The sequence below is a fragment of the Streptococcus sp. V913 genome (assembly GCF_054353455.1).
Genome location: NZ_JBTHHX010000002.1, coordinates 283956 through 297091 on the forward strand (window position 1 = coordinate 283956; position 13136 = coordinate 297091).

Here is a 13136-nt window from a genome sequence, read left to right on the forward strand (position 1 = left end):
ATGATAACTAAATAGTCCTTTAAACCTGTCCCGTGAGGCAGGCAAGGAGCGCGATAAAGTAGAAGGGTGAAGTCTATACTGTTTACAGTAGGGCTCGCTTGGCTATACATTTCAAGTCTCCTTGCAGAAGGAGACTTTTCTTTTTGGAGGTTTGTCATGAAGACAAAAGAAGTTGTAGACGAATTGACTGTCAAACGAGCGATTACGCGAATTACTTATGAGATTATCGAGCGCAATAAAGATTTGAATAAAATTATCTTAGCTGGGATAAAAACGCGTGGTGTTTTCATCGCTCATCGTATCAAAGAGCGCTTGGAGCAGTTGGAAAACATCACAGTTCCTGTTGTGGAATTGGACACTAAACCTTTCCGTGACGATGTTAAAAGCGGAGAAGATACTTCTTTGATTTCTGTTGATGTGACTGACCGTGAAGTTATCTTGGTGGATGATGTACTCTATACAGGCCGTACCATCCGTGCCGCTATTGATAATATTGTTGGTCATGGTCGTCCTGCGCGAGTGAGTTTAGCAGTTCTAGTCGATCGTGGACATAGAGAATTGCCAATTCGTCCAGATTACGTCGGGAAAAATATCCCAACCAGTCGTTCTGAAGAAATCATCGTAGAGATGACAGAACTTGATGGCCAAGACAGAGTTCTGATTACTGAAGAAGCTTAGAAAGCTGAAGGAGTAGCCATGTCAGAAAATCAACAAGCATTGAACCATGTGGTTTCCATGGAAGACCTCACTGTTGATCAAGTGATGAAATTGATCAAACGAGGGATTGAGTTTAAAAACGGAGCCCAGCTCCCTTATGAAGACCATCCGATTGTTTCCAATCTTTTCTTTGAGGATTCTACACGGACGCATAAATCTTTTGAAGTGGCAGAGATTAAGCTAGGGCTGGAGCGACTTGACTTTGATGTGAAGACCAGCTCAGTAAACAAGGGTGAGACACTTTATGATACCATCTTAACCTTGTCTGCGCTTGGTGTAGATGTCTGCGTGATTCGCCACCCAGAGGTCGATTATTACAAAGAACTGATTGCGAGTCCAACCATTACGACTTCCATTATCAATGGTGGAGATGGTTCAGGTCAACACCCTAGCCAGAGCCTGCTTGATTTGATGACCATTTATGAGGAATTTGGTCACTTTGAGGGTCTCAAGGTTGCTATTGCAGGTGACTTGGACCACTCACGTGTTGCCAAATCCAATATGCAGATTTTGAAACGCTTGGGTGCTGAACTCTTTTTTGCAGGGCCTGAGGAATGGAGAAGTCAAGAGTTTGCGGACTATGGACAGTTTGTAACTATTGATGAGATTGTTGATCAGGTGGATGTTTTGATTTTACTCCGAGTTCAACATGAACGCCACGAAAGTGGAGCCGTTTTTTCAAAAGAAGATTACCATGCTCAACACGGCTTGAACCAAGAGCGCTATAATCGCTTAAAAGAAACAGCAATCATTATGCATCCTGCTCCAGTTAATCGAGATGTGGAAATTGCTGACCACTTGGTTGAAGCGCCAAAATCACGCATTGTCCAACAAATGACCAACGGTGTCTTTGTTCGAATGGCAATCTTAGAATCCGTATTGGCGAGTAGAAACGCCAACTAAAACACAAGACGTTAAAAGACGCCAGTGAGCGTCCACGAGAGGTGAAAATATGACAAAAAGACTTCTAGTATTAGAAGATGGCACAGTTTTTGAAGGCAAGGCCTTCGGAGCAGATATTGATGTAACAGGCGAAATCGTCTTTAACACAGGGATGACTGGTTACCAAGAATCCATTACAGACCAGTCTTATAATGGACAAATCTTGACCTTCACTTATCCTTTGGTGGGAAATTATGGAATTAATCGTGATGATTACGAATCCATCATTCCAACTTGTAAAGGAGTTGTCGTTTTCGAAGAGGCGCGTCGAGCAAGCAACTGGCGCAACCAAATGACGCTGGATGAATTTTTGAAAGCCAAGAAAATTCCTGGTATTTCAGGGATTGATACGCGTGCCCTTACTAAGATTATCCGTAAGCATGGTACTATGCGTGCAACCTTGACCCATGTTGGAGATAGTATGGACCATGTGACGGACCAGCTTCAAGCAACAGTCCTGCCGACAGACAATATCAAGCAGGTTTCTACTAAAACATCATATCCAGCTCCTGGAGTTGGTTTGAGCGTGGTGCTAGTGGATTTTGGTCTTAAGCACTCAATCTTACGTGAACTTTCGAAACGCAACTGTAACGTGACGGTTGTTCCTTATTCAACAACAGCAGAAGAAATTCTCCACCTCAATCCTGATGGAGTTATGTTGTCAAATGGTCCAGGTAACCCAGAAGATGTTCCAGAAGCACTGGACATGATTCGTGGTGTGCAAGGGAAAATTCCAATTTTCGGAATTTGTATGGGACACCAACTCTTTGCCATGGCAAATGGGGCTAAGACCTACAAGATGAAATTTGGTCACCGCGGATTTAACCACGCGGTACGTGAGATTGCTACAGGCCGTATAGACTTCACCAGCCAGAACCACGGTTATGCAGTTAGCCGTGAGGACTTGCCAGATCATTTGATCATTACCCACGAAGAAATCAATGATAAATCAGTTGAAGGAGTTCACCACAGATACCAACCAGGTTTTTCTGTACAATTCCACCCAGACGCAGCTCCTGGTCCACACGACGCAAGCTACCTATTTGATGAATTTATCGAGATGATGGAAGCCTTTAAACAATCAAACTAAGAACGAGTAAAATCTCGTCGGAGAATTTATGTAACTGAACACGGACGGAAAGCTCGGAATTTAGAGAAACCGACTTGGATTGTCAATCCTTCCTTGGTTTCCTAAAATTCAATCGCTTTCTATTCGTCCTTTATATCTTATTTAATGTCGCTCTGTGAGGCGACGAATAGAAAGGCAGGGCGTTTCTTTTAGTCGCTATCGAGCGAACTAAAAACTCCCTGCACTAGATTTTTTATCGAAAAATATCGTTTCTCTAAAAAATCGTCGGAGAATTTATTTAATGGCAACCCGAGAGTTGCCGAATAGAAAGGAGAAGGGTGGTCCGTATTTGCTGAACTGAATACGGGCTACGGACGGTGCTAAAAAGATAGTTATTCCTAGAACTGATAGTTCTTCGTCATAACTCCTATTTTAGCTTTGTCCGCTTGACGCCCTTAATATCTTATAAATGCCTAAACGTACTGATATTCAAAAAATTATGGTGATTGGTTCTGGTCCGATTATTATTGGTCAGGCTGCTGAGTTTGACTACGCGGGGACCCAGGCCTGCTTGTCTTTGAAAGAAGAAGGTTATGAAGTTGTCTTGGTAAACTCAAACCCTGCCACCATCATGACGGACAAGGAGATTGCGGACAAGGTCTACATCGAACCGATTACACTCGAGTTTGTGACACGTATTCTCCGTAAGGAACGTCCAGATGCTTTGCTTCCAACTCTTGGAGGTCAGACAGGGCTCAATATGGCCATGGAATTGTCTAAAAACGGTATTCTAGATGAGCTTGGTGTCGAACTTCTGGGTACTAAATTATCGGCCATCGACCAAGCTGAGGACCGTGACCTCTTTAAACAATTGATGGAAGAGCTTGAGCAACCCATCCCTGAATCTGAAATTGTCAACACAGTAGAAGAAGCAGTTGCCTTTGCAGCGACAATTGGATACCCAGTCATTGTCCGTCCAGCCTTTACCCTAGGTGGTACTGGTGGTGGTATGTGTGCCAACGAGGAAGAACTACGTGAAATCGCTGAAAATGGGTTGAAATTGTCACCTGTTACCCAATGTTTGATTGAACGTTCAATCGCAGGTTTCAAAGAAATCGAGTACGAAGTCATGCGCGATTCAGCTGACAATGCCCTCGTTGTTTGTAACATGGAAAACTTTGACCCAGTGGGGATTCACACAGGGGATTCCATCGTATTCGCCCCTGCGCAAACCATGTCAGACTATGAAAACCAAATGCTACGTGACGCGAGCTTGAGCATTATTCGCGCCCTCAAGATTGAAGGTGGGTGTAACGTTCAGCTGGCCCTTGACCCCCATAGCTTCAAGTACTATGTTATCGAAGTAAACCCTCGTGTATCGCGTTCGTCAGCCCTTGCTTCTAAGGCGACGGGTTATCCAATTGCTAAATTGGCTGCCAAGATTGCTGTCGGTTTGACCTTGGATGAGGTCATCAACCCAGTTACAGGTTCAACCTATGCCATGTTTGAGCCAGCCCTTGACTACGTCGTTGCTAAGATTCCACGTTTCCCATTTGACAAGTTTGAAAAAGGTGAGCGCCGTCTTGGTACCCAGATGAAGGCCACTGGTGAAGTCATGGCTATCGGTCGTAACATCGAGGAGTCACTTCTCAAGGCCTGTCGTTCACTTGAAATTGGCGTTCACCACAATGAAATGCCTGAACTTGCAGCAGTTTCTGATGATGCCTTGATTGAAAAAGTTGTTAAAGCCCAAGATGACCGTCTCTTCTACGTATCAGAAGCCATTCGCCGTGGCTATACTCCAGAAGAAATTGCTGAATTGACCAAGATTGATATCTTCTATCTTGATAAACTCTTGCACATCTTTGAAATTGAGCAGGAATTGGGTGCCCATCCACAAGATTTAGACGTTTTGAAAACAGCCAAACTCAATGGTTTCTCAGACCGTAAGATTGCGGAGCTTTGGAAAACGACAGCTGACCAAGTTCGCCAACTTCGCTTGGAAAATAAGATTGTCCCAGTTTACAAGATGGTCGATACCTGTGCAGCCGAGTTCGACTCTGAAACGCCATATTTCTATTCAACCTATGGCTGGGAAAATGAGTCTATCAAATCTGAAAAGGAATCCGTTCTTGTCCTAGGTTCAGGTCCAATCCGTATCGGTCAAGGGGTTGAGTTTGACTACGCAACCGTTCACTCTGTTAAGGCTATCCAAGCAGCTGGTTACGAAGCCATCATCATGAACTCAAACCCAGAGACCGTTTCTACAGACTTCTCGGTATCTGATAAGCTCTACTTTGAGCCATTAACTTTTGAAGATGTTATGAATGTTATTGACTTGGAGCAACCAAAAGGGGTTATCGTTCAGTTCGGTGGTCAAACAGCCATCAACCTTGCGGAGCCTTTGGCAAAAGCAGGGGTGACTATCCTTGGTACGCAAGTCGCTGACTTAGACCGTGCCGAAGACCGCGATCTCTTCGAGCAAGCCCTTAAAGACTTGGATATTCCACAGCCACCAGGACAGACAGCAACCAATGAAGAAGAAGCAGTACTTGCAGCTCGCAAGATTGGCTTCCCAGTACTCGTTCGCCCATCTTATGTCTTGGGTGGACGTGCCATGGAAATCGTTGAAAACGAAGAAGACCTCCGTTCTTACATGCGTACAGCTGTTAAGGCTAGTCCAGACCACCCAGTTCTTGTTGACTCTTACATTGTTGGGCAAGAGTGTGAAGTTGATGCCATTTCAGACGGTGAAAATGTCCTTATTCCTGGTATCATGGAGCATATCGAACGTGCCGGTGTCCACTCAGGTGACTCAATGGCCGTTTACCCACCACAAACCTTGTCTCAAAAGGTGCAGGAAACCATCGCAGACTATACCAAACGCCTAGCAATCGGTCTTAATTGTCTTGGGATGATGAACATCCAGTTTGTCATCAAGGACGAAAAAGTCTATGTTATTGAGGTCAATCCACGTGCCAGCCGTACGGTGCCATTCCTTTCTAAGGTAACTAATATTCCTATGGCTCAGGTAGCGACTAAGCTCATTCTTGGTCAAAGTCTTGAAGAACTTGGCTACCAAGATGGCCTTTATCCAGAAAGCACTCGCGTTCATATCAAGGCGCCTGTCTTCTCTTTTACGAAACTAGCTAAGGTAGACAGCTTACTAGGTCCTGAAATGAAGTCAACAGGTGAAGTTATGGGTTCTGATACGACTCTTGAAAAAGCTTTGTACAAGGCTTTTGAAGCTTCTTATCTTCACTTGCCAACCTTTGGAAATGTGGTCTTTACCATCGCTGATGATGCCAAAGAAGAGGCCTTGGACTTGGCTCGTCGTTTCCAAAATATCGGCTATGGTATCCTCGCAACAGAAGGGACAGCAACCTTCTTTGCCAGTCATGGACTCGAAGCCCAACCTGTTGGTAAGATTGGTGACGATGAACAGGATATCCCAAGCTATGTCCGTAAAGGAAAAATCCAAGCGATCATCAATACTGTCGGAACCAAACGAACTGCTGACGAAGATGGTGAGCAAATCCGTCGTTCAGCCATTGAACACGGTGTGCCACTCTTTACAGCCCTAGATACTGCTAATGCCATGCTTAAGGTGCTTGAAAGCCGTAGTTTTGTCACAGAAGCGATCTAGTTGAGAAAGAATTTTTACAGTTTTAAAGCCAGCGTCAAAAAACGCTGGCTTTTACAATACTGATATTGCCTATTTCAACTATCATTTCTTTTATTAGGAATCATTCTAAAATGTGATATAATAAGGGTGAATTGGAAATAGGTAAACTATTTTCATCATTCTTTCAAAAAAATATTCTATTAAGAAATATGTAAAGACAGATTAGAAAGTGGGAAATCCCTATGTCCTCTTATGAAAAAGTCTCTCTTTCTGAGATCAATCAATCTATTGAGACTCCAAATAACAATCATTTTTGGCAAAATCTAAAAGCATTCTTAGGACCTGGTGCACTTGTGGCAGTTGGCTACATGGATCCTGGAAATTGGATCACCAGTGTGGTTGGTGGTGCCTCCTACAAGTACAGCCTTTTATTTGTTATTTTAATTTCATCCATCATTGCTATGCAGCTACAACAGATGGCTGGGAAGCTCGGTATCGTGACTAGGATGGACCTAGCACAGGCAACAGCTCATCATGCTCCCAAGTGGCTTCGCTATAGTTTGTGGGTGATTTTAGAATTAGCTTTAATGGCGACAGACTTGGCTGAGGTTCTAGGTTCAGCGATTGCCTTAAATCTTTTGTTTAAAATACCGATTATGATTGCTATCCTCTTAACCGTTTTAGATGTGTTTCTTTTGTTGTTGTTGATGAAATTTGGTTTCAAAAAAATTGAAGCTATTGTTACGACCCTTATTTTAACCATATTAGCCATCTTTACCTATCTTGTGGCCTTATCCAATCCAAGTATCCAGGGGATCATTGGTGGTTATTTGCCAACTTCAACTTTATTTGAAACACCGTTACCGGGTCATGAAAGTCAATTGACCTTGGCTCTGGGGATTGTAGGAGCGACAGTCATGCCCCATAATCTCTATCTCCATTCCTCTCTATCCCAAACAAGGAAAATCAATCACAAAGATAAGAAGGATGTTCGAAAAGCCGTGCGTTTTATGACCTGGGATTCAAATCTTCAGTTGTCCCTAGCCTTTATTGTCAATTCCTTGCTGCTCATTTTAGGTGCCTCCCTCTTTTTTGGTCATGCATCTGAAATTTCAGCTTTCTCCCAAATGTACAATGCTTTACAGGATTCGACAATAGCAGGAGCGATAGCCAGCTCAACCTTGTCAACTTTATTTGCTCTAGCCCTCTTAGCAAGTGGTCAAAATTCGACCATTACAGGCACTTTGACAGGACAGATTGTCATGGAAGGTTTCTTACATCTAAGATTGCCTCAGTGGCTTATCCGTATCGGTACCCGTATTTTTGCCTTGCTACCTGTGATTATAGTCGCCGTTTTATTTGGGTATCAAGAAAAAACCTTGGATCAGTTATTGGTCTATTCACAGGTCTTTCTTTCAATTGCTCTTCCGTTTTCAATTTTCCCCTTGATTTATCTAACCTCTAAAAAGTCACTGATGGGAGAATTCACCAATGCCAAGTGGAACACAATCCTAGGTTACGCAGTTTCAATCATCTTGACCATTCTCAATATCAAGCTTCTTTTCGATATTTTTTAAACTTGTTTAAATCAGGTCTCGGCATCAGCTTGAGGATTGATAAAGAAATAATAGTAGCGGTTGGTTCATGAAAATAAGAAACAAAAAAAGAACAGTTGAAACTGTTCTTTTTATGATTATTTGAGACCGTATTTTTTGTTGAAACGATCCACACGTCCATCTGCTTGAGTGAACTTTTGACGTCCAGTGTAGAATGGGTGTGAGTCTGATGATATTTCCACACGGATCAATGGGTAAGTTTCGCCTTCGAACTCAACAGTTTCGTTAGAGCGTTTTGTTGAACCGCTAAGGAATTTGTAACCAGTAGTTGTGTCCATGAAGACAACTGGGCGATATTCTGGATGGATATCTTTTTTCATTTTGCAATATTTCCTTTCTGCCATGGTCTCTTTGTGAGCCATAGATTGTTACCTTACTAGTCTATCAGATTCTGATAAGTTTGGCAAGTATTTTATCAGTTTTTAAGCAAGTTTTTTAACTTTTGATAGATGATTTCGTTTTCTTCTAGACTATAGGAATTGGCGCCACTAGCTAATGGATGTCCTCCTCCGTCGTGTTCTTTGGCAATTTCATTGATAGGGGTGATTTTACTGCGCATACGCACACGGAAGTGACCGTCAGCTTGCTCAACAAAGATAGCCCAAGCCTTAACAGTATCAATTCGACCAGGTGCTCCGACAATCGCAGCCGTTTCAGCATCCGTAACCTTATATTTTTCCAAGATGTCTTGAGTAAGCAGAACGCGTGCAGCCCCATTCTCATCAACTTCTAAGTGATCATAGACATAGCCTTGCAATTTTGCAATCTTGAAGCTCATGGTATCCATTTGACGAGACAATCCAGCAAAGTCAAAATCAACTTCTCGGAGCTGGGCAGCTATTCTAAAGGTACGAGCACTAGTTGACGGGTAGAGAAAACGGCCCGTGTCCCCGACAATTCCTGCATAGAGAAGTCGTGCCGCTTCACTAGACAAAGCCAGCTGATTTTCTTGAGCAAATAGAGTAATCATCTCACTGGCACTGCTTGAACTTGTATCCACCCAAGATAGGTCACCATAGATATCATCATTGGGATGGTGATCGATTTTGATGGTGAAAGCAGCTTGTTCATAGCGTTTATCATCGATACGAGGACGATTTGCTGTATCACAAATAATAGCAAGGGCTTCGTGGTAGTCACTGTCTTGGATAGTATCCATTTCCGCCATCCAGGTTAGAGTTGGTTCGTTAAAACCGACTGCTTTGATAGTCTTTTCTGGAAAATGGTGTGTGAGAAGAGCTTTCAAGCCCACTTGACTCCCTATGGCATCAGGATCTGGTTTCATATGACGATGAATGATAATGGTATCGTATTCTTTGATTTTCTCAAATATTTGCTGGCAAATTTCCATAAATAACCTCAATTCTTTCTCATTTCATTGTAGCACAAGAATTTTTATTTTTAAAATGAAAAAGATATGATATAATGGAGAAAGATAAATTGAGGAGGACGATATGGCATTAGCAAAAATTGTATTTGCCAGTATGACCGGTAATACCGAAGAAATTGCAGATATTGTAGCAGACAAATTACGTGACTTGGGCTTGGATGTCGATGTGGATGAATGTACGACTGTTGACGCTTCAGACTTCTTGGAAGCGGATATCGCAATCGTTGCGACCTATACCTACGGAGATGGAGAGTTGCCAGATGAGATGATGGACTTCTACGAAGACCTAGCAGATCTCAACTTGAACGGTAAAATCTACGGGGTTGTTGGATCAGGTGATACCTTCTACGACGAATTCTGTAAGGCTGTCGATGACTTTGATCGCGTTTTTGTAGCGACAGGAGCAGAAAAAGGTTCAGAGTGTGTTAAAGTAGATCTTTCTGCTGAGGAAGAAGACATCGAACGTTTGGAACAATTCGCAGAAGAATTGGCTGCAAAAGTAGGATAAGAATCAAACTGCACTGACTGGAAGGAGTTGGTGCAGTTTTTAGTAGTTAAACTAGATTTTACTAGCCTATTTGGTGGCTTTTTGATACAATAATTCAAATAAAGGAGGAGACTGTATGAACTTAGATATTATTCGCCAAGAAATTGATCAAATCGACGACCAAATCGTCAAGCTCCTAGAAGAACGAATGCACTTAGTTGAAGGGGTTGTCGCTTATAAGAAAGCATCAGGTAAGCCAATCTTAGATTCTAAGAGAGAAGAAGTTATTTTTGAGAAAGTCAAAAATCGAGTAGAAGATAAGCGCTATCGGGAGACCATTGTTGCGACTTTTTCAGACATTCTCAAACGTTCGCGTGATTATCAGGATCAAAACATCAAATGAAAAGAGAACAATTCTATCCGCTCGGAATTTTTCTGGCTGCAATGGTGGGAGGCCTTGTCCGCTATCTCATTTCCACTTGGTTACCAGCTAGTCCAGACTTTCCTTGGAGTACCCTCCTTGTCAACTATCTGGGCATTTTCTGCTTGGTCTATCTGGTAAAAGGCTATCTGGTCTATAAGGGAAGTAGTAAAGGTTTGGTTCTGGCGCTGGGTACAGGCTTTTGTGGTGGTTTAACAACCTTTTCTAGCCTGCTCTTGGATGCTGTGAAATTGCTCGATACTGGGCGTTATCTTAGTTTAGTCCTATATTTGATTTTTAGTATTGGTGGAGGCCTGCTCTTGGCTTATTATCTAGGGAGGAAGAAATGGTAATCGTCTATCTTGCAATCGTCTGTGGCTTTGGAGCCCTAGTGCGGTATTTCTTTTCCCGATATAATCAATCCTCAAAATTGCCCCTAGGAACTCTCATAGCCAATCTTCTCGGTTGCTTTTTGATTGGCTTGCTCTACAACCATGTGGAGTCCAAGGAAGTTTATGCCGTCCTAGCGACAGGTTTCTGTGGTGGGTTGACGACCTTTTCAACTCTAAATGACGAGCTGCAAAGACTGTTAAGTGACAAGAAGGTATTTTATAGCTATTTCCTCTTAACTTACATAGGCGGTTTTGTTGCGATTTTTTTAGGAATTTTGCTATAAATTTCTTTACTTTTAGGTGGAAATTTGGTAAACTGTATCTTGTGCGTAATGGACGCACAAAAATACAGTTTATCCGCTGAGGAAGGTTCCTCAAGATTGACAAAGATAGGAGAATAAAATGAATCCATTAATCCAAAGTTTGACTGAAGGTCAACTTCGTACAGATATCCCATCATTCCGTCCTGGTGACACTGTTCGTGTACACGCGAAAGTTGTCGAAGGTAACCGTGAACGTATCCAGATTTTTGAAGGTGTTGTTATCGCACGTAAAGGTGCTGGCATCTCAGAAAACTACACAGTTCGTAAAATCTCTAACGGTGTAGGTGTTGAGCGTATCTTCCCAATCCACACTCCACGTGTTGAAAAGATCGAAGTTGTTCGTTATGGTAAAGTACGTCGTGCGAAATTGTACTACTTGCGTGCTCTTCAAGGTAAAGCAGCTCGTATCAAAGAAATCCGTCGTTAATTCGACTAAAAAACTCTGCTTACCCAGCAGAGTTTTTCTCTAGCTCCCTTAGTTCAATGGATATAACAACTCCCTCCTAAGGAGTAGTTGCAGGTTCGATTCCTGCAGGGGGCATATAAACTATTGATTTTACTAGGGTTTGAGGTATTTCGCCCCAAATTAACTTCTAATTACAAGAATTATATGAAGTACCGACATAGGTTCGATAAGAAATCGCTAGAATCAGTTTAACATATTATCACGAATTATAAACTTTGGAGTACTAATGGTTAATAAAGATTGTTCTTTTGATAAGGTAAAAGTTATCTTAAACGGAACTAGCAATTTTTATATTTCTTCAAATGAAGAGTTGAATAAATGTTTAGATCATGTTGTTCAGTTGATTTCGGATTCATATGTTTTATATATAAATAATTCATACACCTCCTCCTCTTTTTTAGCCATTAGTGTGCTAGAAGAGGTTGGAAAAATTCAAATGGGAATATTTATTAAAGGTTCAGATTCTTATGTGAGAAAAGACAAATTAAGAGTTCATAAGTCCAAACAAATTGTAGGAGCGAGCTACACTATTTGTATGGGCGAAAGGATTAAAAATGCAATTTCTAATGAAAATTTGGAAAAATTTTTCGATTTATTTATTCTGGTGAATTAAAAGATTTAAGAGAAAAAGCAATTTATTGTGATAGAAAAAATAACAGTGTTGTAATACCGAAAGATTTAATCACTCAAGAATTTGCAAGAAATTTGCTTTTATTTGCGATAGAATCGTTTGATGATAATCTAGTTGGCTGGACGAATTACTCAATAGAGTTATCAAAGAAAACTGATTGATTTTTTGAAATTGTTGCTAATTCTAAGATGAAATAGAAAAAACCGCTCTGCTGAGCGGTTTTCGTATTTTATCATACTTTACAATACCCATGTACGGATAGCATGGGCTACGCCAGATTCGTCATTTGTTTTAGTGATGTATTTGGCGATTTTTTTGAGTTCTGGATTTCCATTTTCCATAACAACGGGATTACCCACGACTTCCAGCATGGCACGGTCATTTTCTTCGTCACCAATCGCCATAGTTTCATCTTTGGTTAATCCGAGTTTTTCAGCTAAGTGAGTGATGGCTGAGCCCTTGTCTACATTCTTTTTAAGTAGTTCTAGGTAGAAAGGAGCAGATTTGTTGATAGAGTAGCGTTCGTAAAATTCTGCTGGGATTTTTTCAATCGCAGCATCCAGAATTTCTGGTTCATCGATAAACATACATTTGACGATTTCTTTATCAGCCATTTCTTCAGGTGTACGATAGAAGATTGGCATGCTGACGAGGGTTGATTCGTGTACCGTGTATTTTCCGATATTGCGATTGGCAGTATAGATACCATCCTTGGTAATAGCGTGCATGTGGACACCGAGCTTACGGCTGAGAAATTCCATATCCAAATAATCCTCATAGGTCAAGGATTCGCTGATAATCTCATGGCCAGTAGCAGTTTCTTGGACAAGGCCACCGTTGAAGGTCACCACATAGTCACCCTCATCTCTCAACTGCAAGTCGTCCAGAAGTTTGGCAACACCTGCGATGGGACGACCTGTTGCAATCACGATTTTGACACCGGCTTGTTTGGCGTCTTGGATGGCAGAAAAGACTTCAGGAGTGATTTCTCTTTTACTGTTGACTAGGGTACCATCGATATCGACGGCGATTAGTTTAATACTCATAAATTTCCTCT

Annotated in this window: 13 protein-coding genes, 1 tRNA gene and 1 pseudogene; 12 read left to right on the top strand and 3 right to left on the bottom strand. The window is 41.8% G+C overall.

Translation table 11 applies throughout. The annotated features are described in order from the left end of the window. Nucleotides 1-156: 156 nt before the first annotated feature. The 5 genes from pyrR (at nt 157) to ACXYSL_RS05340 (ending at nt 7930) form a co-directional block, all read left to right on the top strand. On the top strand, nt 157-678 hold the full coding sequence (pyrR, locus tag ACXYSL_RS05320) for a bifunctional pyr operon transcriptional regulator/uracil phosphoribosyltransferase PyrR (RefSeq protein WP_000850018.1): 522 nt from the start codon (nt 157-159) through the stop codon (nt 676-678). Between the two features lie 18 nt (nt 679-696). Then, nucleotides 697-1620, top strand: a complete 924-nt coding sequence (locus ACXYSL_RS05325; protein WP_458624176.1) for an aspartate carbamoyltransferase catalytic subunit — start codon at nt 697-699, stop codon at nt 1618-1620. Between the two features lie 49 nt (nt 1621-1669). Further along, nucleotides 1670-2749, top strand: a complete 1080-nt coding sequence (locus tag ACXYSL_RS05330; protein WP_458624177.1) for a carbamoyl phosphate synthase small subunit — start codon at nt 1670-1672, stop codon at nt 2747-2749. Between the two features lie 448 nt (nt 2750-3197). Next, a complete protein-coding gene (carB, locus tag ACXYSL_RS05335; protein ID WP_458624178.1) occupies nt 3198-6374 on the top strand; it encodes a carbamoyl-phosphate synthase large subunit in 3177 nt (1058 codons plus the stop codon). 221 nt (nt 6375-6595) lie between these two features. Further along, nucleotides 6596-7930: an Nramp family divalent metal transporter gene (locus ACXYSL_RS05340; protein WP_000100450.1), complete on the top strand. Its 1335-nt coding sequence runs from the start codon at nt 6596-6598 to the stop codon at nt 7928-7930. Nucleotides 7931-8046: 116 nt separating this feature from the next. Here the strand turns inward: ACXYSL_RS05340 and ACXYSL_RS05345 are convergent, their stop codons facing one another. Both ACXYSL_RS05345 and ACXYSL_RS05350 read right to left on the bottom strand, forming a co-directional pair. Next, the gene (locus ACXYSL_RS05345; RefSeq protein WP_000710762.1) at nt 8047-8289 is read right to left on the bottom strand and encodes a type B 50S ribosomal protein L31; all 243 of its coding nucleotides are present in this window, start codon (nt 8287-8289) and stop codon (nt 8047-8049) included. A 95-nt stretch (nt 8290-8384) separates the two neighbouring features. Beyond that, nucleotides 8385-9320: a DHH family phosphoesterase gene (locus tag ACXYSL_RS05350; protein ID WP_458624179.1), complete on the bottom strand. Its 936-nt coding sequence runs from the start codon at nt 9318-9320 to the stop codon at nt 8385-8387. 103 nt (nt 9321-9423) lie between these two features. Here ACXYSL_RS05350 and ACXYSL_RS05355 point away from each other — a divergent pair, with 103 nt between their 5' ends. From ACXYSL_RS05355 to ACXYSL_RS05385, 7 genes and pseudogenes are all read left to right on the top strand, one after another. Beyond that, nucleotides 9424-9867, top strand: coding sequence for a flavodoxin (locus ACXYSL_RS05355; RefSeq protein ID WP_001162125.1), 444 nt, complete (start codon nt 9424-9426; stop codon nt 9865-9867). 115 nt (nt 9868-9982) lie between these two features. Continuing rightward, on the top strand, nt 9983-10249 hold the full coding sequence (locus ACXYSL_RS05360) for a chorismate mutase (protein WP_458624180.1): 267 nt from the start codon (nt 9983-9985) through the stop codon (nt 10247-10249). Beyond that, entirely contained in the window at nt 10246-10620 is a 375-nt protein-coding gene (crcB, locus tag ACXYSL_RS05365) for a fluoride efflux transporter CrcB (protein WP_458624181.1), read from the top strand. The genes ACXYSL_RS05360 and crcB (ACXYSL_RS05365) overlap by 4 nt, the downstream gene beginning before the upstream one ends. Then, nucleotides 10614-10943: a fluoride efflux transporter CrcB gene (gene crcB / locus ACXYSL_RS05370; protein ID WP_458624182.1), complete on the top strand. Its 330-nt coding sequence runs from the start codon at nt 10614-10616 to the stop codon at nt 10941-10943. The genes crcB (ACXYSL_RS05365) and crcB (ACXYSL_RS05370) overlap by 7 nt, the downstream gene beginning before the upstream one ends. A gap of 118 nt (nt 10944-11061) precedes the next feature. Then, complete coding sequence (gene rplS, locus ACXYSL_RS05375; protein ID WP_001068669.1) at nt 11062-11409, top strand: 50S ribosomal protein L19; 348 nt, start codon at nt 11062-11064, stop codon at nt 11407-11409. A 42-nt stretch (nt 11410-11451) separates the two neighbouring features. After that, nucleotides 11452-11523 (top strand) — tRNA-Arg (locus tag ACXYSL_RS05380). Between the two features lie 151 nt (nt 11524-11674). Further along, nucleotides 11675-12240, top strand: a pseudogene (locus ACXYSL_RS05385) (AbiV family abortive infection protein). Nucleotides 12241-12318: 78 nt separating this feature from the next. Here the strand turns inward: ACXYSL_RS05385 and yidA are convergent. Further along, nucleotides 12319-13125 carry a sugar-phosphatase gene (yidA, locus tag ACXYSL_RS05390; RefSeq protein WP_084875458.1) on the bottom strand — a complete coding sequence of 269 codons (807 nt, stop codon included), beginning with the start codon at nt 13123-13125 and terminating at the stop codon, nt 12319-12321. Nucleotides 13126-13136 lie beyond the last annotated feature (11 nt).

Bases quoted from the DNA above. Each gene is read 5' to 3' on its own strand.
- pyrR (WP_000850018.1), top strand. From the start codon at position 157: ATGAAGACAAAAGAAGTTGTAGACGAATTGACTGTCAAACGAGCGATT.
- rplS (WP_001068669.1), top strand. From the start codon at position 11,062: ATGAATCCATTAATCCAAAGTTTGACTGAAGGTCAACTTCGTACAGAT.
- crcB (WP_458624181.1), top strand. From the start codon at position 10,246: ATGAAAAGAGAACAATTCTATCCGCTCGGAATTTTTCTGGCTGCAATG.
- ACXYSL_RS05360 (WP_458624180.1), top strand. From the start codon at position 9,983: ATGAACTTAGATATTATTCGCCAAGAAATTGATCAAATCGACGACCAA.
- ACXYSL_RS05345 (WP_000710762.1), bottom strand. From the start codon at position 8,289: ATGAAAAAAGATATCCATCCAGAATATCGCCCAGTTGTCTTCATGGAC.
- yidA (WP_084875458.1), bottom strand. From the start codon at position 13,125: ATGAGTATTAAACTAATCGCCGTCGATATCGATGGTACCCTAGTCAAC.
- carB (WP_458624178.1), top strand. From the start codon at position 3,198: ATGCCTAAACGTACTGATATTCAAAAAATTATGGTGATTGGTTCTGGT.
- ACXYSL_RS05350 (WP_458624179.1), bottom strand. From the start codon at position 9,320: ATGGAAATTTGCCAGCAAATATTTGAGAAAATCAAAGAATACGATACC.
- ACXYSL_RS05355 (WP_001162125.1), top strand. From the start codon at position 9,424: ATGGCATTAGCAAAAATTGTATTTGCCAGTATGACCGGTAATACCGAA.
- ACXYSL_RS05330 (WP_458624177.1), top strand. From the start codon at position 1,670: ATGACAAAAAGACTTCTAGTATTAGAAGATGGCACAGTTTTTGAAGGC.
- crcB (WP_458624182.1), top strand. From the start codon at position 10,614: ATGGTAATCGTCTATCTTGCAATCGTCTGTGGCTTTGGAGCCCTAGTG.
- ACXYSL_RS05340 (WP_000100450.1), top strand. From the start codon at position 6,596: ATGTCCTCTTATGAAAAAGTCTCTCTTTCTGAGATCAATCAATCTATT.
- ACXYSL_RS05325 (WP_458624176.1), top strand. From the start codon at position 697: ATGTCAGAAAATCAACAAGCATTGAACCATGTGGTTTCCATGGAAGAC.